General features: G+C 65.8%; 18 protein-coding genes. 12 read left to right on the top strand and 6 right to left on the bottom strand.

Annotation, left to right across the window (positions count from 1 at the left end):
* Positions 1-159: 159 nt before the first annotated feature.
* Positions 160-1,254: an ornithine cyclodeaminase gene (gene ocd, locus I7X43_RS07245; protein WP_310737535.1), complete on the top strand. Its 1,095-nt coding sequence runs from the start codon at positions 160-162 to the stop codon at positions 1,252-1,254.
* A gap of 172 nt (positions 1,255-1,426) precedes the next feature.
* Positions 1,427-1,636 carry a hypothetical protein gene (locus I7X43_RS07240; RefSeq protein ID WP_198100238.1) on the top strand — a complete coding sequence of 70 codons (210 nt, stop codon included), beginning with the start codon at positions 1,427-1,429 and terminating at the stop codon, positions 1,634-1,636.
* A 69-nt stretch (positions 1,637-1,705) separates the two neighbouring features.
* Here the strand turns inward: I7X43_RS07240 and I7X43_RS07235 are convergent, their stop codons facing one another.
* From I7X43_RS07235 to I7X43_RS07220, 4 genes are all read right to left on the bottom strand, one after another.
* Positions 1,706-2,086: a type II toxin-antitoxin system death-on-curing family toxin gene (locus tag I7X43_RS07235; protein WP_198100237.1), complete on the bottom strand. Its 381-nt coding sequence runs from the start codon at positions 2,084-2,086 to the stop codon at positions 1,706-1,708.
* Between the two features lie 3 nt (positions 2,087-2,089).
* Positions 2,090-2,341: a hypothetical protein gene (locus I7X43_RS07230; protein WP_246480224.1), complete on the bottom strand. Its 252-nt coding sequence runs from the start codon at positions 2,339-2,341 to the stop codon at positions 2,090-2,092.
* A gap of 95 nt (positions 2,342-2,436) precedes the next feature.
* Positions 2,437-2,856, bottom strand: a complete 420-nt coding sequence (locus I7X43_RS07225) for an Lrp/AsnC family transcriptional regulator (protein ID WP_198100236.1) — start codon at positions 2,854-2,856, stop codon at positions 2,437-2,439.
* A gap of 31 nt (positions 2,857-2,887) precedes the next feature.
* Positions 2,888-3,850: a M14 family metallopeptidase gene (locus tag I7X43_RS07220; protein ID WP_198100235.1), complete on the bottom strand. Its 963-nt coding sequence runs from the start codon at positions 3,848-3,850 to the stop codon at positions 2,888-2,890.
* A gap of 162 nt (positions 3,851-4,012) precedes the next feature.
* Here I7X43_RS07220 and I7X43_RS07215 point away from each other — a divergent pair, with 162 nt between their 5' ends.
* From I7X43_RS07215 to I7X43_RS07205, 3 genes are read left to right on the top strand one after another with little or no spacing between them, the layout of a single operon-like run.
* Positions 4,013-5,263, top strand: coding sequence for a D-amino acid dehydrogenase (locus I7X43_RS07215; RefSeq protein WP_198100234.1), 1,251 nt, complete (start codon positions 4,013-4,015; stop codon positions 5,261-5,263).
* On the top strand, positions 5,260-6,498 hold the full coding sequence (locus tag I7X43_RS07210) for a serine hydrolase (protein ID WP_198100233.1): 1,239 nt from the start codon (positions 5,260-5,262) through the stop codon (positions 6,496-6,498). Before I7X43_RS07215 ends, I7X43_RS07210 begins: the two co-directional genes overlap by 4 nt.
* On the top strand, positions 6,495-7,394 hold the full coding sequence (locus tag I7X43_RS07205; protein WP_198100232.1) for a S66 peptidase family protein: 900 nt from the start codon (positions 6,495-6,497) through the stop codon (positions 7,392-7,394). The genes I7X43_RS07210 and I7X43_RS07205 overlap by 4 nt, the downstream gene beginning before the upstream one ends.
* Positions 7,395-7,433: 39 nt before the next feature.
* Here I7X43_RS07205 and dacB read toward each other — a convergent pair whose 3' ends face one another.
* Together dacB and I7X43_RS07195 are read right to left on the bottom strand one after the other, a co-directional pair.
* On the bottom strand, positions 7,434-8,903 hold the full coding sequence (gene dacB / locus I7X43_RS07200; protein WP_198100231.1) for a D-alanyl-D-alanine carboxypeptidase/D-alanyl-D-alanine endopeptidase: 1,470 nt from the start codon (positions 8,901-8,903) through the stop codon (positions 7,434-7,436).
* Between the two features lie 12 nt (positions 8,904-8,915).
* Positions 8,916-9,848 carry an ornithine cyclodeaminase family protein gene (locus I7X43_RS07195; protein ID WP_198100230.1) on the bottom strand — a complete coding sequence of 311 codons (933 nt, stop codon included), beginning with the start codon at positions 9,846-9,848 and terminating at the stop codon, positions 8,916-8,918.
* A 218-nt stretch (positions 9,849-10,066) separates the two neighbouring features.
* Between I7X43_RS07195 and I7X43_RS07190 the strand changes: the two genes are divergently transcribed.
* The 7 genes from I7X43_RS07190 (at position 10,067) to I7X43_RS07160 (ending at position 19,643) form a co-directional block, all read left to right on the top strand.
* Positions 10,067-12,910, top strand: a complete 2,844-nt coding sequence (locus tag I7X43_RS07190) for a TonB-dependent receptor plug domain-containing protein (protein ID WP_198100229.1) — start codon at positions 10,067-10,069, stop codon at positions 12,908-12,910.
* A 142-nt stretch (positions 12,911-13,052) separates the two neighbouring features.
* Positions 13,053-13,937, top strand: coding sequence for an N-acetylmuramic acid 6-phosphate etherase (gene murQ, locus I7X43_RS07185; RefSeq protein WP_198100228.1), 885 nt, complete (start codon positions 13,053-13,055; stop codon positions 13,935-13,937).
* Positions 13,934-15,196, top strand: coding sequence for an MFS transporter (locus tag I7X43_RS07180; protein ID WP_310737534.1), 1,263 nt, complete (start codon positions 13,934-13,936; stop codon positions 15,194-15,196). Before murQ ends, I7X43_RS07180 begins: the two co-directional genes overlap by 4 nt.
* A gap of 25 nt (positions 15,197-15,221) precedes the next feature.
* Positions 15,222-16,355 (top strand): acyltransferase family protein, encoded by a 1,134-nt coding sequence (locus I7X43_RS07175; RefSeq protein WP_198100227.1) that lies wholly within the window; start codon positions 15,222-15,224, stop codon positions 16,353-16,355.
* Positions 16,352-17,875 carry a glycoside hydrolase family 10-like protein gene (locus I7X43_RS07170; RefSeq protein WP_198100226.1) on the top strand — a complete coding sequence of 508 codons (1,524 nt, stop codon included), beginning with the start codon at positions 16,352-16,354 and terminating at the stop codon, positions 17,873-17,875. Before I7X43_RS07175 ends, I7X43_RS07170 begins: the two co-directional genes overlap by 4 nt.
* Positions 17,872-18,807 carry an N-acetylglucosamine kinase gene (locus I7X43_RS07165; protein ID WP_310737533.1) on the top strand — a complete coding sequence of 312 codons (936 nt, stop codon included), beginning with the start codon at positions 17,872-17,874 and terminating at the stop codon, positions 18,805-18,807. The genes I7X43_RS07170 and I7X43_RS07165 overlap by 4 nt, the downstream gene beginning before the upstream one ends.
* A complete protein-coding gene (locus I7X43_RS07160; protein ID WP_198100224.1) occupies positions 18,804-19,643 on the top strand; it encodes an N-acetylmuramoyl-L-alanine amidase in 840 nt (279 codons plus the stop codon). Before I7X43_RS07165 ends, I7X43_RS07160 begins: the two co-directional genes overlap by 4 nt.
* The last annotated feature ends 2 nt before the right edge of the window (positions 19,644-19,645 follow it).

The following is a 19,645-nucleotide window of genomic DNA, read 5'->3' as shown; positions in this document are numbered from 1 at the left end:
CGCCGCCCCGAGTGCCCCCGAGCCCGCCGTGGGCTCTCCGTGAAATCCCTGATTTTGAGCATTTCGATATTTTTATCTACCGTTTTGATGTTCAAGCCTTATGTTTTGTAGCAATTTCTACGCTTTCGATTAACACGGCGTCTCGCGACACTGGCATCCATGTCAGCACAAGCCCTCAGCATCATGAGCACCACCACCACCGCCCGCCGCCTGCAAACCACCTTTGTCAGCGTGTCCGACATGGTGCAGCTCATCCAGCGCAAAGGCCTGTCGGCCTGCCTGACCGGCATTGCCGACCGCATCGAACGCGAGTTCCGCCGCTGGGAATCGTTCGACAAGAGCGCTCGCGTCGCCTGCCACTCGCAGGACGGCGTGATTGAGCTGATGCCCATCGCTGACGACCAACAATTCAGCTTCAAGTACGTCAACGGCCACCCCAAGAACACCCGCTTTGGTCTGCCCACCGTGATGGCCTTTGGCGTGCTGGCCGACGTGCCCACCGGCGCCCCGCTCTTCCTTTCCGAGCTGACGCTGACCACCGCCATCCGCACCGCCGCCACCTCGGCCCTGGCCGCCAGGGTGCTGGCCCGCCCGAACAGCCGCCGCATGGCGCTGATTGGCAATGGCGCCCAGGCCGAGTTCCAGGCCCTGGCCTTCCGCGACATCGTCGGCGTCCGCGAACTGCGCCTCTTTGACGTGGACCCGGCCGCCACCGCCAAGCTGGTCGCCAACCTGCAGGGCCAAGGGCTGACGCTCACCGTGTGCGCCAGCACCGCCGAGGCCGTCAAGGGCGTGGACATCATCACCACCGTCACCGCGGACAAGACCAACGCCACCATCATCACGCCGGACATGATTGAGCCCGGCATGCACGTCAACGGCGTGGGCGGCGACTGCCCGGGCAAGACCGAACTGCACCGCGGCGTGCTGGAGATGGGCAGCGTGTTCTGTGAATTCGAACCGCAGTCGCGCATCGAAGGCGACATGCAGCAAATGCCCGCCGACTTCCCGGTGACCGAGTTCTGGCGGGTCCTGACCGGCCAGGCGTCGGGCCGCGTGAGCGATGCCCAAGTCACCGTGTTCGACTCCGTTGGCTTCGCCCTCGAAGACTTTGCTGCGCTGGCCTTCATGAAAGACGCTGCCGAGGAACTGGGCATCGGCCAGCCCATCGAGCTGGTGCCGAACAACGAAAACCCAAAAGACCTGTTCGGCCTGCTCAAGACCCGCCCCGCCCACTTGGCCCTGGCCGCCTGACCGCCACAACACCCGTCAGGGACAACAACAAGGGGCTTCAGCCCCTTTTTTGTTGCGCCGAACAGGCCCACTGCTCCCCATCGCGCCCGCCGATGGCCCAGCCCGCGTCAACCTCGCGGCGGCCCCCGCCCGTTAACGCCGGACCGCCCGGCTTGGGCGGATGGAGTTCAACATGACCCCCTTGTTCGGCATCACGCGGGCTGCGCTCGCCCTCGCGGCCAGCGCCGCGCTCACCGGCTGCGTGGTGCTGCCATATCGCTACGCGCAGTCGGACCGCTACGACCCCTACCCCAGGCCTGAGGTCCGCGTCGTCATCCCGGCCCCTGTCCTCGTCGTGCCCCACCCGCACCGCCGCTGGTGGCAGCGCCGGCACCCGCGCTGAGGGATCTGCGGGGCTCCCTCATGACTACACAGTAATAAAGTGCCAGGCTGGGGTTGTAAAGACTCTCATTCAGCTCGACTCGGCAGCAAACGAGCGTAGCCACGGCTCCAGGTGGGCAATGTCAAAGCTTCCAGTCTCGAACATATTCAGCATCTCGGCGTGGATTTGCAGGGGTGCGCGTTGCAAGCGCCAGCCGTTGACCCGCAAGAACACATCGGCTGCTGCAAAGGCGATGCGCTTGTTGCCGTCCACGAACGGATGGTTGATGGCTAGGCTTTCCATCAGGGCGGCCGCTTCCGCCACGATGTCGTCGTAATACCCCGTCTGCGGCCGAAAGAGCGCGGCCTCCAGCGCGCCGGGGTCGCGCAGGCCCAGGGCGCCGCCGTACCGCTGCATCAACACTGCGTGCAGGGCCAGCACATCGGCCACGGTCAGGAAATCACGCGGCACGGCTTACTTGGCCAACTCGCGATACAGGCTGTCGAATTCGTCCAAGCTGGCCGCGAACGCCGCCATCACATGGCGACGCGGGCGCTCCTTTTGCTGCCGGTCAATGTAATCGCGCAGGGCTTCATCCAGCACAGCCTGGAATTGGCGCCCTTGGCTTTCGGCAATCTGGCGCAGCGCAGCCAGCACATCGGGCGCCGCTTGGGACGAAAACTTTTCGCGGACAGCACCCATCGCGGCCTCGTCGTCATGATTCATCTTGATGCTTCATGATAAATCAAGCTTTGGCAATTACCGAACCGTCTCACCCCGTCAATCCCACTCCCGCCGCCCCACGATGCGGGGCAGCCTGCTCACCGAAACGTCGCCAACAAGATATTGGTTTCGGTGTTGGCAATACCTTTGATCAGCCGCACGCGCTCCAGCACTTTGGAGAGTTCGGCCATGGACTCGGCGCGGAGTTCGGCCAGCAGGTCCCAGCGGCCGTTGGTGTCGTGCAGGGACTGCACGGCGGGTTCGCCCAGCAGGGCGGCGGTGACGGCGCGGGTTTGGTTGCCTTCGACGAGCACGCCCATCCAGGCGCGGATGTAGTCGGGCTCGGCCTCGGGTTTGAGGCGCACGGTGTAGCCGACGATGACCTGCTCGTCCTCCAGCTTGCGCAGGCGGTTGGTAACGGTACCGCGCGAGACGCTGAGCTTGCTGGCCAGGGTGGCCACGCTCATGCGGGCGTCCTTGCGCAGCAGGGCGATGAGTTGGCGGTCGAGTTCGTCCACGGTCGGTTCAGCCTCTCCGGCTTTCAGCCGCTCAACGGAAGCGGTCGGTGTCGCGCGCCAGGTAGAACCACTCCTGCCCGGCGCGCGCCTTGGGGTTGGGGAAGACGATGGCGCCATCGTGCTCGGCGTAGACGGCTTCACCGTCCTGGCCGTGGCCGATGAGCTCGCCAGCGCGCACGCGGTCAAAGCTGACCCAGGGCTTGATGAATTGGTCGTCCGCGTGGGCTTTGTCGCGCACGTGGACGAGGCTCAGGCCCGCCATGCTTTGCACGGGCGGCGCCTCGCCGGCGATCAGGCCCAGGTGGAGCAGCGTGTTGACGATGGCGCGGTAGGCCACCTCGGGCGCTTGGGGGTCGGCGTGCTGGCCGCACTCCAGCGTCAGGGCCCAGCCGCCCAGGGCGCGCATTTGTTCGGTGGTGCCCACGCCATAGGCTTCGTCCAGGTCCACGGTGGCGGCCACTTCGGGCGCCAGGGCGGCGGCCCAGGCGCGGCGCCGGTGCACGCCGTCGGCATAGGTTTGCAGCCAGCCGTCCACGCCGCGCTGCACGCCCAGCACCTTGGCCAAGGCCAGTTCCTTGGCAGCATGCTGGAAGGGTTGCAGGGCGTCCGCGTTGTTCTCGGGGCCCACCATCACGAAGGGCTGGCCTTGGGCTTGGAAGCTGTGCAGGTCCAGCAGCACCTCATGATCAGCCAGCAGCGGGCACAGCCAGTTGGCGATGTGGTCTTCGTACTGCTGGGGGTCGGTGGTGGGGCGCAGGCGGCGGTTGAGGTTGCGGTCGCCGTTGCGCTCGCCCTTTTCGTAGGCCTTGGGGTTGGTCACGGGTACGAAGGTGACGCGCCCGGCCTGCAACTGGCGCTCGCCGCGCTCGAACTCGCCGATCAGGCGGCGGATGGCGAGCGTGCCGCAGACCTCGTTGCCGTGCACGGCCCCGGTGACGATGAGGCGGGGGCCCGGCGCGGGGCTCTCAAAACGGGTGAACTGGAAGCTCTGCATGGGCGCAGTGTGCCATCGCACCCACGCCACAAAGCGGGGCAGGCAGCTGTCCTTTTCGCCCTCACACATGTGAGCCGGTTATGCCCCGTGCGCTTGCATTCATTGGTCGAGCAGGGTGCCTTCTCGTAGGCTCAAGGCTCTGGATTTTTAAAGTGATCGACGATGGGCCAACAGGTGCTGGTGGTGGGCGGAGGGGTGATCGGCGTGACCACGGCCTGGGCTCTGGTCGAGGCCGGCCATCACGTCACCTTGTTGGAGCGCCATGCGCAATGGGCGCAAGGGGCCAGTCAGGCCAATGGCGGCCAACTGAGCTACCGCTATGTGTCACCCCTGGCAGATGCGGGCGTGCCCTTCAAGGCCTTGAAGTGGTTGATGGACCCGGATGGGCCCCTGCAGTTCCGGCCGGAGGCGGACCGACATCAATGGCAGTGGCTCCTGCGCTTCCTCTCCAAATGCCGAGGCTCGGTGAACCGCTCCACCACTCAACGCTTGCTGGCTCTGGGTGCCTACAGCAAGCTGGCGTTTGGCGACTTGTCGCTCGATCTGGATCCAGAGAGCATCGCCCTGCGCAGCCCCGGCAAGCTGGTGGTGTACCGTAATGCGGGCGAATTTCTGAGCGTCCGCAGCCGCCTGCAACCCGGCGGGCCGGAGCAGGCGCTGGACCGCGCCGCTTGCGTGGCGTTGGAGCCCGCTCTGGCCACGGGCGCCGAACAATTGGCGGGCGGGGTGTTCACGCCGGGTGAGGCCGTGGCCGACTGCCAACGCGTCACGCAGGCGTTGGCGGCGCGTTTGCAGCGCCACCCGCGCTTTGTCGGCCGTCTGTGTGCCCACGTCGACCGCTTGGGGTTGCGTGATGGGCGCACCCGCGGGGTCCACACCGACGCGGGCTTTGTCGGTGCGGATGCGGTGGTGCTGGCGGCCGGACTGCAAAGCCGCGCCCTGGCGGCGCCCTTGGGCATCGACCTGCCGCTGTATCCGCTGAAGGGCTACAGCCTGACGGCGCCCATCACCGCCCAACACCGACCGCCCGAAGTGAGCGTGACCGACTTCGAGCGCAAAACCTTGTACGCACGCATCGGCTCGGAGTTGCGGGTCGCCGCGATGGTGGACTTGGTGGGGGAAAACGAGGCCATCAGTCCCAAGCGCATTGCCGCACTGCATCGCAATGTGCGCAGTCTGTTTCCCTTTGCCGCGGACTACGACAACGCTCGCCCCTGGGCCGGTTTGCGGCCCGCCACCCCGGGCGGCACACCCATCTTGGGCGCCAGCCCGGTGCCCGGTTTGTGGCTGAACGTGGGCCACGGGGCACTGGGCTTTACGTTTGCCTTCGCCTCGGCCCGCATCGTGGCGGAACTGGTCTCCGGCCGCACGAGCCCGCTACCGCTCGATGGGTTGACACTGCAGGCCGCATGAACGCCCAAGAACTGGCTGACGGCTTGCGCCGCGCCATTCAAGACTTGAACTTCGGTGCCATCGGCGACCCGCTCGCCGGTGGGAGCCCGCTGCGCCACTTTCCGAGCTTGGACCTTGCGGTTGTGGGCTTTGTTCCCGGACAGGCACCGGTTGCAGCCAATGTGCTGTTCTCGCGCGATCAGCCCGAGGGCTTGATCGCCACACTGCCCGCCACTTTCGGCCCAGTGCAAGGCGTGGAGTTCTTGGCCGACGTCCAAGACGCACAAGGGGTTTCGGTGGCCTGGCTGCCGGCCAGCGACTGGAGCACCTTGCCCCGGCACAGGCTCTGGGGTCAAGGCGCGGCGATGCGAGCGCCCTACCCTGCCTCCCTGCTCAAACTGATGGTGGCGGTGGGGGTGGCCTGGGCTTGCCAGCAGCAGCGGGGCGACTGGGACGAGGCCTGGAGTTACCAAGGGCAGGCCCGGGCCCTGCGCGACTGGCAATTCGACATGCTGGCCGTGAGTTGCAACCACGCCACCTCGGCCCTGGTGGCCTGGCTGCACCATGCGGGCATGATTCGCCGCTCCGCGGGGCGCGAGGTCCACAACGAAGTGCAGGCGCTGTTGGATCGGCTGGGCCTGCCGACGCTGCGGTTGCACAACACCCAGCCCGATGGCGGCTGGGGGAATGCAGCCGGCGCGGGCGTGGGCCAGATTCACATGACGGCGTGGGACACCGCCCGCCTGCTGTGGTGGCTGGACCCCGACGCACCGCCAGCGCCCTGGCTGGACGCAGAAGCGCCGCGGCTTCACGCCGAAGGCCGCGACGCCGTGCTGGCCGGTCTGCGCGAGCAGGGCTTGGACACGATTCTCAGCAGCGGCACGCTGGCGGCCGTCCCCGGTCAACCCGCCGGACTCCCCAGTGAGCTGAACCGCCGTTGGTGCCAGCCCGATGGGAACTGGGTGGCGGGTGAGCACCAGTGGCCCGCCCCGTCTGGGCCGCAAAGCCCAACGCCGTCCGTGCGGTTCGCCCACAAGATTGGAAACACCGAAAACTACGCGTCAGACGCCGGCATCGTCCGGTCAATCCAGCCACTGGGGCGGCATTACATCGTGGCCTTTCTGAGCAATTTGGGCACGCGATATGCCCACCACCCGCTGGCCTGCGGCCCCAAGCAGTTGGCGAAACTGGGCGCCGAAGTGGACCGACTGATGCAGCGGCTCCATGAGTCGCGCCCCGGGGAGGCTCGGCCATGACGATCCGTGCCCTGGAACCCGGCGCTTGTCTGGGGGTCATCGCGCCAGCTGGCCCACCCAAAGCAGGAGCACTGGAAGCTGTGCCCGCTCAGGTGGCGGCACTGGGCTACCGCGCCAAGATTTTTCCGGGCTGCGCGGGCCCAGCGGAGTTGGGGTTTCTGGCCGCCAGCGATGCGCAGCGCGTGGCCGATGTGCACGCCGCCCTGCTCGATCCCGAAGTGGACGCCCTGCTGTGCCTGCGCGGGGGTTACGGCTGCCTGCGCGTGGTGGATCGCATGGACCGGGAGCTTTTGCGCAGCCATCCCAAACCCCTGATCGGCTACAGCGACATCACCACGCTGCTGGCCTTGTGGGCGCAAGAAGGTCTGGCCGGCTGGCATGCCCCCATGCCCGCCTCCGATTGGGGGCAGCCGGGTGGCGAAGACGACCGGGACCGACTGGGCGCCGCACTTCGTTCGGGCTGCGGGCCTGGCTGGCACCGACAGAGCCCCGAGTTGCATCCGTTGAGTCGCCGGGGCGTGGCCGACCGGGAGGTCTGCGGTCCCCTGCTGGGCGGCAACTTGGCGGTCTGGGCTTCGGGACTGGGAACGGGCACCTTGCCCGACCCACGGGGGGCCTTGCTGTTCTTTGAAGACATCGGCGAAGAGCCCTATCGCGTGGATCGATTCCTCACCCAGTTGCGTTTGGCGGGCCATTTGGACGCCGCCGCGGGCTTCGTGGTGGGCCGTTTCAGCGAGGCCCCGGATGCCACCGCGGTTTTGGCTGCCCACCTGCACCCGCTGGGCAAACCCGTGCTGGCCGGGTGGCCGAGCGGCCACGGGCAGCCCAACTGGCCCTTGCCCATCGGGGTGCGGCTGACATTGGACGTCCACCATCGGACCTTGCGCTGGCCGTAAGCCCCCGCCGGCCTTCGCCGTGTGGACCGCGGGCTGCGATCAGGGCTGCCGCGCGATCCACTCGGCCACCGCATCGAGTACCGCACGGCCGCGTTCCGGCAAGTTGGGGCTGTCGTGGTTGACGAGGGCCGCCATCACCCACGGCCGTCCGCGCTGGTCCCACACATAGCCGGCCAATCCCACGGCGTCGCGCAGGGTGCCCGTTTTCAGGCGCGCGCGCCCTTGCGCCGCGCTGCCCTTGAGACGCCGGCCCATCGTGCCGTCTTCACCCGCCACCGGCAGGCTGGTCAGCAACTCGGGCAAGTGCCGCTGCTCCGTCCACACAGCCTGCAATAAATCGGCCAACTGGGTGACGGAGACCCGCTCGCTGCGCGACAGCCCCGATCCGTTATCCAGAACCAGGCCCTGGGCATTCAAACCACGGCGCTCAAACCAGTCCTGCACCGCACGCGCTGCAGCCGCCTGCGTGGATTCATCCCCTTGTGCGCGCGCCGACCCCAGGCGCAAGTAGAGCAAGCGGGTCTGCGCGTTGTCACTGCGCTTCATCAGGCCGCGCACCACCTCCGCCAGCGGGCGTTCCACGTGGCGAGCCAGCACGGTCGACTCTTGCGGCGTGACGCCCTGCTGAACCGGCGCGTCGTCAGGCCACTCGCCGCCCAATTCCTTCCAGAACTGACGCAAGGCCTTCTCCCACAGCACCTGCCGGTCCACGAGTTGCAAGAGCTGACTGACCTTGCAGTCTCTTGGAAAGGCTCCCTTCAAGCGAACGGTGACGGACTCACCCGCTCCTGGCACGACCTCAGGGAGCCTCCAGCCGTCTTCCCAATCTGAGCAATTGCGGGCCACCAAGGTGATCTGGGCGACGTCCACCGCAATCCCCGGCAGGGCAGGGCTTAGGCGGGCCCGCAGCCCTTCGGAGCCTTCACTGCTCAGTTCCAGTCGCTGCAGACTGCCGGCCAATTGCAGGGCGTCAGGAATCACGTTGTACGGAAACTCCGGGGCTTCATCAAAAGGCGCCAGCCCGAGGTCGAAGCGTTCGGGCCGGAAGGCGCTGCGGTCCAACACCACACCGCCCTGCAACACGCGCACGCCCTGCTCCCGAAGCTCGCGCAGCAACTGATGCAGCTCACCGTACCCCAGGTCGGCCGACCCCAGCCCGCGCACGTAGAGCGGCGTGGCCAACACGCCCTGATCGTTGGGGGGGTGCAAAACCCGAAGTTCGGTAGCGGCCCGTGCATTGGGGCCCAGGGTTTCGAGCGCCACCACGGCCGTGACGAGCTTCAGGGTTGAACCCGGCGACATCAGTCGGCCCGCCTGTACCCGCAGCCCCCTTGAGCGGTCGTCCAGCGGGTAGGCCACCACGGCCAGGCTGTCGACCGGCAGGCCCTTGTCGGCCATCACCGTGTGCACCGCCACCGGCAACCCCACCCGCTCGGGCACCGACGCACAACCGCTGAGCACCAGTGCCACCGCCCCGAGCACCCCCGCCACAGACCTATGTGTTTTCAAGGCCACTCCTTGTCAGTCGCGCTGCAGCGCGTGCCACGCCAGCGCTACATCCGCTAGCCCAATGCCGACGCTCTTGTACAGCACGATGTCCTCCGCCTCACGCGCCCGGGGCGTCACCAGCCATTGGCCCAGTTCCACGACACGGTCGGGGCGCAACACGCCCGCGGCAGCGCGCACCAAATCACCAGCCTCGGTGCGGGCGCAGCCTTCGTGCTCCACCAGCACCCAGCGCGCGCGCTCTATCAAGCGGTCATCGACCTCGCGGGCCACCGGCTTGCTGGAGCCGATGGCCGCCACCAGCGCGCCGGGCTGCACCCAGTTACCGTCAAAGAGGGGCTCCGTCGCGCGGGTACAGGTGAGCACCACCGGCGCTGCCGCGGCTTCACGCGGCGAGACGGCACGAACGGGCAGCGCCAGGGCCTCGGACCAGCGCTGGGCGACCGCCTCGCCGTCGGTGCGAGCCGCCACCCACAACGCGTCGAATCGCCCGAGCGCCGCCAGGGCGCGGGCGTGGGCCCACGCCTGAACGCCGCTGCCAAAAATGGCCGCCGTACGGGCCTCAGGGTGGGCCAGCGACCGCACAGCCACGGCCGTACAAGCGGCGGTGCGAACCTCCGTGAGCGCGTTGGCCTGCAAGCTGCCCAAGGTCTTGCCGGTGGCGGTATCGAACAGCGAGATGACAAAGTCAAACTGACCATTGCGCGTGGCGTAGACCTTGGTGCCCAAAACCTGCGGCAACATCGCCCCCATTGCCGACACCATGAGCGCCGCCCCATCCGTACCCGCCAGCACTGCGCGACTGCGCGGCAACACCGCCGCCTCGCCCCGCCCCAGCTGCTCAAACGCCGCCTGCAGCACTTCAAACGCGTCGGGGAAGTTCAATCGAGACGCCACTTCGAAATCGCTCAACACCTTCACACCCACCCCCGGAGCAAAAGCGGGCATCGTGCCAGCCGCCACCGCCGCCAACGCATTCCATTGCGTAAAGGGTGGCCATTGGCCCGGAATACCAATTCCAAAAAGTTATGAATTTCCACCAAAGCTTGATCGCTTTGGCGCCACAAAACAGGGTGCCCCCTCTGTAGCCCCAGGCGGGGTTGTGGTGATGATTCGGCATCTGCTCGTTTCCCGAGCGTCAACTGCATCTTTCCAGAGGAGCCTCCATGAAACTCACCCCCATCGCCGCCGGCTTGGCTTTGCTTGGGATCATGTCTGCCCCCTTGGCGCAAACGGCGCCCAAGGCGGACGACAAAAACAAAGACACCAAGAAGCTGGAACGCGTGGTGGTGACAGGGTCGAGCATCAAGCGACTGGCCGACCAGGCCGCGCTTCCGGTGGAAACGCTGAATCGCTCACAAATCGAGCAATTGGGGGTGTCCAGCGCCGAAGGCCTGATCAATCTGCTCAGCGCCAACGTGGCGGGGGCCAACAACCCGGTGTCCACCAACACCGTGTTTGGCGCGGATCAGGACCGCCTAACCGGCGGCGCCAGCCACGCCAACCTGCGCGGCCTGGGGCCCACCGGCACCTTGGTGCTGCTGAATGGTCGCCGGGTGGCGACCCACGGCATGAGCGGCGGCTCGGTGGACTTGAACTCCATTCCCATGGATGCGATTGAACGGGTCGAAACACTGAAGGACGGCGCCTCGGCGCTGTACGGCACGGACGCCATCGGTGGGGTGATCAACTTCATCACGCGCTCCAACTTCCAGGGCTTGGCTCTGCGCGGCAGTTACAGCACGCCAGAGGCCGATGGGGGCGGCCAGCGGTCGCGCCTCAGTGCCACGGGCGGTGTGGGTGACCTCGACAAGAACGGCTACAACCTGATGGCGACGCTGACGGTCGACAGCGACAAGATTCTGCGCGGCATTGACCGCCCCTGGGCGACTGGCTACCAACCGGATATGTACCTGACACCGGACTCCACCAGCTCGGCCCACGCCAACATCATTGCCTCCGCTGGCACCGCGCTGACCAGCGCCGGCACGGTGGTGGGCACCACGGACACGACCAAGTACACCAACCTGAACCTGCTGGCGATCCGTGGACAGTGTGAAACGCTGCCTTACACCGTCCCCCTGGCGCCCAACACCACGATTTGGGACAAGTTCGGCTACACCAATGCCAACTCCAAGTACCGCTGCACCCGGGACTATGGACGCATGTTCATGTTGACGGCGCCCAAAGACGCGACCAACGCCTTGCTCAAAGGCACGTTTGACCTGGGCGGCCACACGGCTTCCCTGGAGTTGGTCGCCTCGCGGACGGAAGTGGATGGCGAATACGCCCCGTTCCAGTTCAGCACCAGTTCCAATGCGGTGACCAATTACCCGGTCAATGGCCCCTACTACTTGAACCTGCGGGACTTGGTTGGCGCCGCCCAATTTGACCCCACCAAGCCCATCGCCTACCGCCTCAACATGATCGATTGGGGCTTCCGCAAGAACACCAATCGCACCGACAACTTGCGCGTGCAGGCGACGCTGGAAGGTCAAATCGGGCGCTTTGATTACGACATCGGTCTGGGCTATGGCAGCTCGGAGTCGTCCACGCTGCTGCAGCAAGGCTATGCCGATACGAACAAGCTGATCGCGTTGCTGTCCTCGGGCCAATACAACCCCTTCCTGTTGCCGGGTCAAACGCAATCCGCCACGACCCTGAAGGCCATCGAAGACATGCAAGTGCGGGGGCGCATCTTTGGTGGCGAGACCTCGGTCAAGCAGGCCGATGCCAAGATTTCGGGCAACTTGGGCACCTTCATGGCAGGCGATCTGGACTTCGCCCTGGGTCTGAATGCCCGCGAAGAGAGCTATGCCTTCTCCGGCACACAGACCTACACCTGTGTCAGCAGCTTCACCCCCGCGAATGCCGCCCTGCCCAATTCGGTCATGGGCTGCGCGGGCAACGCCAGTTCGCCCAAGCTCAGCCGAGCCATTGGCGCCGTATTCGGAGAGTTGCTGGTTCGCCCGCTGAAGAACTTGGAGTTGACGCTGCAGGCCCGCCATGACGAGTACGAGTCCATCGGCGGCACCACCAATCCGAAGGCGGCGTTTCGCTTCACGCCCACCCAAAGCCTGATGATTCGCGGCTCCACGAACACCGGCTTCCGAGCCCCCACGCCGCAGCAAATCAAGCTGGGCCAGGTCGAGCTGCAACTCACGGGCGCCTACCGTGACCCCGTGCTCTGCGCTGACACGGCAGCCCCCAAAGACGCCACCCAGTGCAACCGCTCCGGTCTGCCCTACCGCCAAGGCGGTAACCCAGACTTGACGCCGGAAACCTCCAAGCAGGCCACACTCGGCTTTGTGTTCGCCCCCACCCGTGATTTCCAGGCCTTTGCGGACTACTGGCAAGTCAAGATGGATGACCGGATTCGTCAGCTCAGCGTGACGAACATGATCCAAAACTACGACTTGTTCAAAGACAACTTCGTGCGCGACCCAGCGACGGGTGTCGTGCAGTACGTTCAAGCGGGCTGGGTCAACGCTGCGAGTAGCGAAACCAAGGGCATCGACTTCGGCATGCAATACCAAACGGAGGCCCTGGGCAGTCGCATCAACTGGTCATTCGGCGGCACCAAGATGCTCAGCCACCAAGAGCGCCTGCTGAAGAGCGCCCCCATGGTGGAGTACGTCGGCAAATGGACCAACACCAACCTGTACCTTCCCTGGCGCGTGAACGCCAGCGTGGGCGTTCGCAATGGCCCGTGGGCCAGCACGCTGTCGCTGAACTATCGCGACGACTACGAAGACGAGGATCGCAGCGGCTACACCGCGCTGACGCCCACCAAGCGTCAAATCGCGTCGTACACGACGATGAACTTGGTGGGTTCATATAGTGGGATCAAGGGGGTCACGATCACTGGGAGCATCCTTAACCTGTTTGATCGCCAGCCGCCCTTCACCTGGCACAACGTGGACGGCGTGATCGGTGCAGGTTGGGATCCACGGGTGGCCGATCCGCGTGGCCGCGTGTGGAGCCTGTCCGCCCGTTGGGATCTGCGCTAAACCTGAGACCCTGCGGCACTCGGTCTCGGTGCCGCAGGTCTTGTCGATAAGCCCTGGTTATGCCACCGGCCCCCGCCAGCATTGGTCGTGGGGCCGGTCTCTCTTTAGAGTGGCAGATCCAAAGCGCCCCATTCCGCCCGACATGCTTCGAACCGAAACCCCCAGCCCCTTACATGGCGCGCTGGACACTTACGCAGCCGACAAACTGGTGCGGACCTTCGTAGAAGACCAGTACGAGGCCGTGCGGGCCGTCGAAGCCGTAGCGGACGACTTGGCCCGGGCGGTCGATGCGGCCGCGCCACGTCTGCAGGCGGGCGGGCGGCTGATCTACGTCGGCGCCGGCACCTCCGGCCGCCTGGGCATCCTGGATGGCGTGGAGTTGCTGCCCACTTTTTCCTGGCCCCCTGAGCGCGCCCTCGGGCTCATCGCTGGTGGCCCACCGGCACTGTTCAAAGCCGTGGAAGGTGCGGAAGACGACGCTGAGCAAGGCGAGCGCGATGTTCAAGCTTTGGCCCCCACCACGAACGACGTGGTGATCGGCGTAGCGGCCAGTGGCGGCACGCCCTATGTGCTGGGAGGCCTAAAAGCCGCGCAGGCGGCCGGGGCCCTCACCCTGGGCCTGGCCAACAACCCGGGCGCGCCCGTCGCAGCGGCGGCCGACATTGGCATCGTGCTGGACACGGGCCCAGAGGTGATTTCTGGCAGCACCCGACTGAAGGCCGGTACAGCACAGAAAATCGCCCTGAACACCTTGTCCAGCTGTCTGATGGTGCGTTTGAACAAAGTGCACGGCAATCTCATGGTGGACCTGCAGGCCACCAACGCGAAGCTGCGCAAACGCGCACTCTCACTCACCCAGCGGGCCAGCGGCGCCCCCTTGGAGGCCGCAGAGGCCGCGTTGGCGGCCGCCCATGGGCATGTCAAGCTGGCGGTGCTGATGCTTGGTAAGCAACTCAATGCCGCCGACGCGACCGCCCTGTTGGCCCAACACGCAGGCCACCTGCGCGCCGCGCTGGACGCCCCGTGAGCGCGGTCCGCAGCCCCTGGGCCTGGATCCCCAGCCTGTACCTGTTGCAGGCCTTGCCCTATGTCACGGTGATGACCCTGTCGGTCGTCATGTACAAGAACCTGGGTCTGTCCAACATCGACATCGCGCTGTACACAAGCTGGCTTTACTTGCCCTGGGTCATCAAGCCCTTGTGGAGCCCCCTCGTCGAACTGCTGGGCACCAAGCGGCGCTGGATTGTGGGCTTGCAGTTCCTGATTGGTGCGGCATTGGCGGGTGTGGCGTTGACCTTGCCCCTCCATTCGTTCTTTCAGATGTCCCTGGCCGTGCTGTGGCTGATGGCCTTCGCCTCGGCCTCGCATGACATCGCGGCCGATGGCTTTTACCTCCTGGCCCTGAAAACCCACGAGCAAGCCGCGTTTGTGGGGGTGCGCTCGGCCTTCTACCGCCTGGCCAACATCGCCGGCCAAGGCGGACTGGTGTATCTGGCAGGCTGGCTGACCGAACGCAACGGCAACGCCCAAAGCGCCTGGGCCACGGTCATGTTGTTGCTGGCAGGCCTTTTTGTGGTGGTGGCGCTCGTCCACCTCTGGGCCCTTCCACAGCCGGCCACCGACCGCCCAGCCCCGCGTCAACAGGGCTTCTGGGGCGAATCGATGCGGGTGTTTGCGGACTTTTTCCGCAAGCCCGCCATCCTCGTCATCGTCGGTTTTTTGCTGCTGTACCGCTTTCCCGAGGCGCAGCTGCTCAAACTGGCCACGCCCTTCTTGCTGGATCCGGTTGCGGAGGGTGGCCTGGGGTTGACCACCCAGCAGGTGGGCATCGCCTATGGAACGGTAGGGCTTTCTGCCCTCACCCTGGGTGGGCTCCTGGGGGGCTGGGTGATTTCGCGGTTCGGACTCAAGCGAGCCTTGTGGCCGCTGATTCTGGCCATGCACGTGCCCAATGTCGTGTTCCTGGCCATGGCGTGGTCGCAGCCCAGCAATCTGTGGATCGTCAGCAGTGCCCTGGCGGTGGAGCAATTCGGCTATGGGCTCGGGTTCACGGCGTACCTGATGGTGATGATTTTGGTGGCGGACGGCCCCCACAAGACCGCCCATTACGCCCTGTGTACTGGGTTCATGGCCCTGGGCATGATGGTTCCGGGCATGTGGAGCGGGTGGCTTCAGGACCAGTGGGGCTACCTCTGGTTTTTTGCTTGGGTGTTGCTGGCGACCCTGCCCTCCTTTGCGATGACCGCGCTCCTCAGCATTCCCGAAGGCTTTGGAAAAAAAGCGTGAAGGCTCAGCCCCGCAAGATGCCCGCATGACGTCACAACGCCTGCTTTCCCTGGATGCCTTTCGCGGTTTCACGATTGCCGCGATGCTGCTGGTCAACAACCCCGGCGACTGGGGCCATGTCTATGCCCCGCTCTTGCACGCGGCGTGGCATGGCTGGACCTTTACGGACTGGATTTTTCCGTTCTTTGTCTTCATCAGCGGCATCTCGATGACGCTGAGCCTGTCCCGGCGCGCGGCGCTGGGGGACGACAAGCTCAAGCTCACCCTGGCCACGGTTCGCCGAGGCGCCCTGATTGTGTTGATCGGCCTGCTGCTCAATGCCATTCCCGCCTTTGATTGGGAGGCCCTGCGCTGGCCGGGCGTGCTGCAGCGTTTGGGCTTGTGCACGATGTTCGCCGCCCCACTGGCGGTTTATTTGGGGTGGCGGGGCCAGGCGGGGGTGGGCCTGGCTCTGTTGATGATCTACACGGCCATCATGATGGGCATCGCCGTTCCCGGCGCGGACGGGGTGGTGCGCACCGGCTCCCTTGAAAAGGGGCAGGACGTGGCCTCCTACGTGGACCGTCTGCTGATGGACGGGCATTTATGGGCCCAAGCCAAGACGTGGGATCCTGAGGGCCTGCTCAGTACCCTGCCCGCGGTGGTCAGCCAGATTGCGGGCTTGCTGGTCGGACAGCGCTTGGCCACGTCGAGCCCTGCGGGGGAAAAGACCGCGTGGCTGTTTGTCGGCGGTCTGGCGCTCCTGTGGGCCGGTGAGGTGGTTGCGGCCTGGACGATGCCCATCAACAAAGCCCTGTGGACCCCCGCCTATGTTCTGGCCATGGCGGGATGGGCCTGCTTGGTGTTTGGGGGGTGCCATTGGCTGCTGGATGCCCAGCCTGATGCCCAGCAGCGGCAGGCCTGGGCGGTTCGATTGCGGCCACTCGTGGACTTCGGTTTGAATGCCCTCTTTTTGTTCGTCGCCAGTGGTCTGGTGGCCAAGATGCTGGCCTTTTGGAAACCCGGGGGCCAGAGCTTGAAAGCCTGGATTTATGGCGCCCTTCAAGCCACGGGCTTGGCCCCGGTGAACGCGTCGCTTGCGTTTGCGCTGGGCTTTGTGCTCCTCTTTTACGGGCTGGCAGCCGGGATGGCGCGCCGGGGTTGGGTCATCAAGGTATGAAACGCCGCTCGTTGCTGCTCTCAGCCCCCGTTCTTCTGCCCGGTTGCGCGGTCCTGGAGAGCCCGGTTCCTCAGGTGCGGGTGGCCTCCGATTTGATGGCCCCTGCCCTACCGCGCGAATTCCGGGCGGCCTGGGTGGCGACGGTCGCCAACATCGATTGGCCCAGCCGCAAAGGACTGGATCGTGAAACGCAGCTGGCAGAAATTCGTGCCACGGTTCGCCAAGCACGAGACCTGGGGTTGAACGCCTTGATTCTTCAGGTTCGAACCAGCGCCGATGCGCTCTACGCGAGCCGACGAGAACCGTGGAGCGAGTACCTCACGGGAACACAAGGGGGGGACCCCGGTTACGACCCCCTGGCGGTTTGGATTGAGCAAGCTCACGCGGCGGGCTTGGAGCTGCATGCCTGGTTCAACCCCTACCGAGCCCGCCAATCGGGGGCGCAAAGTGCACAGGCCCCAGACCATCTGTCGCAGACGCAGCCTCAATGGGTCAAACGCTATGGCAAGCAACTGTGGATCGACCCCGGCGAGCCGGGTGCAGTGGCGCACACCTTGGCGGTCTTTCGTGACGTCCTCAGCCGGTACGCCGTGGACGGCGTTCACATCGACGATTATTTTTACCCCTACCCCGAGAAAGACGCGAATGGGCAGGAGGTGGACTTCCCGGACGAAGCCAGCTTTGCGACTTATGGCGGCGGACTCGAAAAAGCCGACTGGCGACGCCGCAACGTCAACCAGTTGGTGGAGAACCTATTCCATCTCATCCGAGAAGTGCGGCCCACGGCCCGGCTGGGGATCAGCCCTTTCGGTCTGATGAAACCCAGCGAACGCCCACCGGGCATTCAGGGCTTCAGCCAGTACGACAAGCTGTATGCCGATGTCGAACTGTGGCTCGCAAAGGGCTGGCTGGACTACTTGGTCCCCCAGCTCTACTGGCCGCGTGCCCAGACGGCCCAAGCCTTTGGCCCCTTGTTGCAGGGCTGGATGCGACTGAACCCCTTGGGGCGCCCCATTTGGCCAGGTCTCTACACCAGCCGCATCACTGAAGGCCCGGCCGGGGCCGAATTGCAGTCCGCTGGGGACACCCGCGGCTGGATGCCAGACGAGGTTGCTGGGCAGATCGCGCTCACGCGCGCTGCCGTCCCCGATGGGGGGCACGTGCACTTCAGTTGGGTGGCCCTCAAGCAGAATCGACGCGGCATCGCCGATCATTTGAAGGCGAAAACGTATACCCAGGCAGCCGTTCCCCCTGTTCTGCCGTGGCTCTCGGATCAGCCCCCCAGCGCGCTCAGCCTGGAACGGGTGCACGATCTGACGGGCACTGTGCGCTGGCAGTTGCGCGGTGCCGAGGAAGGCCCGCTGCGCCGCTGGCTGTGGTGGCGGGAAGGCGGGCAATGGCGGGGCCAGCTTCAGGGCGCCGGGCCGTTCGAGTGGCCCGAGTCCGCCGAGGCGCTGGTCGCCTGCGCGCTGAGCCCAACTGGAATTGAAGGGCCACGCCAGGGGTGGATCCGGTGGTGAGCACCGCCGCCGCGCCGCGCCCGCTGGCCATTGGATTGGATGCCGGCGGTACTCACACCCGCTGGGCGGCGGTCGACCCTCAGGGCCGTTTGTGTGCCGAAGGCGAGGTGGCGCCCCTCAGTGGCCTGATGTTGGCCGACCCCAGCAAGCGCGCCCAACTTCAGTTGGCTTTGCGAGAACTCTCGCAGGCCTTGGCCATCCATGGGCAGGCAGCGGCGGTGTATGGCGGCATCACGGGCGTGGCGGAGCCCGAAGGGCCGGCGGCCCAAGCCTTGAACCAAGCCCTCGCCGAGGCGCTGGCCCTGCCCATCGGCCGCGTGGCCTGCCACAGCGACATGGACATTGCGTACCGAGCGGCCTTTGCACCAGCCGAGGGCTATCTGGTCTATGCGGGCACCGGCGCGATTGCCGTGCACCTGGACGCCCCCGGGGTCCTCCACCGCGCGGGCGGCCGGGGCTATTTACTGGGCGACGAGGGGGGTGGGTTCTGGATTGCCCGCGAAGCCTTGGCCGCGATTTGGCGGCGCGAAGATGAAGCCCCAGGGAGTTGGATGAACTCTCCCCTTGCGCGCCATGTCTTTGACCATCTGGGCGGCTCCGATTGGGCCCGCTCCCGACAGTTCATGTACGCAGGTGATCGCGGCGCCGTGGGGCGCTTGGCCCTGGCCGTCGCCGCCGCCGCCCCCGAAGACCCCCAAGCCCGAGCGCTGTTGCGTCAAGCGGGCGGCCAGTTGGCCCGGCTGGCGCTGGCGCTCAGCCACCGCTTCGGTCCCAAACCCGTCTTGGCGGCCGGGCGTGCCCTGCTGTTGCACCCCCTGGTGCTGGACGGTTTGCAAGAAGCCTTGCCCCCCACCTTGCCCCTGCGCAGTGGGCAACTGCAAGCCCACACCACGGCCGCCCAGTTGGCCCACACCCTGCTGCGATTCCGATGAAACGATTCTTGCTCTGCGCCCTCGCGGGCCTCACGTTGACCGGTTGCGCCGGCCTGCACATTGACACCACGCACACCTCAAAGAACCAGGACAGCCGGGTGCTGTTCCTCGTGATGCACTACACCGTGGGCGACTTCAACAGTTCCTTGAAGACCTTGACCGAACCGAGCCGTGCGCCCGTTTCCAGTCATTACCTGGTGAGCGAATCCCCGCCGCGTATTTACCGCCTGGTGGACGAAAGCCAGCGCGCTTGGCACGCCGGGCCCAGCTACTGGAAGGGTCACAGCCAGCTCAATGCCAGTTCCATCGGCATCGAAATCGTTAACCGCGGCGGCCGCAAGAATCCCGATGGAACCTGGGACTTTGCCCCGTTTCCACAGGAACAGATTGACGCCGTGATTGCGTTGTCCCGCGACATCATGGACCGCCACAAGATTCGCCCCGATCGCGTGGTGGGCCACGGGGAGATCCAGCCGCGCAGCAAACAAGACCCCGGCCCCTTGTTCCCCTGGCGCCAGTTGGCCCAAGCGGGCCTCATTCCCTGGCCCGATGAGGCCCTGGTGGCGCAACTCAAGCTGCGCTACGAGCAGCAACTGCCCGATATCGCTTGGTTTCAAAACAAGCTGGCCGAGCATGGGTTCGCGGCCAGCCGCAGTGGCGAAGACGACGCCTACACCCGGGATCAACTGATTGCCTTTCAAATGCGCTACCGCCCCGCCCGACATGACGGGGTGGCCGACGCCGAGACGGCCGCCCTACTGGATGCCTGCACCCGGCCCGACGGCCTGAAGTTCGCCCGACCGCCCGAGCGTGCGCCCTACACCAGTCGTTTCTAAGG

This window comes from Inhella gelatinilytica, from assembly GCF_016093295.1.
GTDB classification, from domain to species: Bacteria; Pseudomonadota; Gammaproteobacteria; order Burkholderiales; family Burkholderiaceae_C; genus Inhella; species Inhella gelatinilytica.
This window is presented reverse-complemented; position numbering and strand designations above follow the sequence as displayed.

Coding starts and splice junctions, on each gene's coding strand:
- ocd (WP_310737535.1), top strand. CDS start 160: ATGTCAGCACAAGCCCTCAGCATCATGAGCACCACCACCACCGCCCGC.
- I7X43_RS07160 (WP_198100224.1), top strand. CDS start 18,804: ATGAAACGATTCTTGCTCTGCGCCCTCGCGGGCCTCACGTTGACCGGT.
- I7X43_RS07220 (WP_198100235.1), bottom strand. CDS start 3,850: ATGCAGAGCTTCCAGTTCACCCGTTTTGAGAGCCCCGCGCCGGGCCCC.
- I7X43_RS07205 (WP_198100232.1), top strand. CDS start 6,495: ATGACGATCCGTGCCCTGGAACCCGGCGCTTGTCTGGGGGTCATCGCG.
- murQ (WP_198100228.1), top strand. CDS start 13,053: ATGCTTCGAACCGAAACCCCCAGCCCCTTACATGGCGCGCTGGACACT.
- I7X43_RS07195 (WP_198100230.1), bottom strand. CDS start 9,848: ATGCCCGCTTTTGCTCCGGGGGTGGGTGTGAAGGTGTTGAGCGATTTC.
- I7X43_RS07215 (WP_198100234.1), top strand. CDS start 4,013: ATGGGCCAACAGGTGCTGGTGGTGGGCGGAGGGGTGATCGGCGTGACC.
- I7X43_RS07190 (WP_198100229.1), top strand. CDS start 10,067: ATGAAACTCACCCCCATCGCCGCCGGCTTGGCTTTGCTTGGGATCATG.
- I7X43_RS07170 (WP_198100226.1), top strand. CDS start 16,352: ATGAAACGCCGCTCGTTGCTGCTCTCAGCCCCCGTTCTTCTGCCCGGT.
- I7X43_RS07240 (WP_198100238.1), top strand. CDS start 1,427: ATGACCCCCTTGTTCGGCATCACGCGGGCTGCGCTCGCCCTCGCGGCC.
- I7X43_RS07175 (WP_198100227.1), top strand. CDS start 15,222: ATGACGTCACAACGCCTGCTTTCCCTGGATGCCTTTCGCGGTTTCACG.
- I7X43_RS07210 (WP_198100233.1), top strand. CDS start 5,260: ATGAACGCCCAAGAACTGGCTGACGGCTTGCGCCGCGCCATTCAAGAC.
- I7X43_RS07230 (WP_246480224.1), bottom strand. CDS start 2,341: ATGAATCATGACGACGAGGCCGCGATGGGTGCTGTCCGCGAAAAGTTT.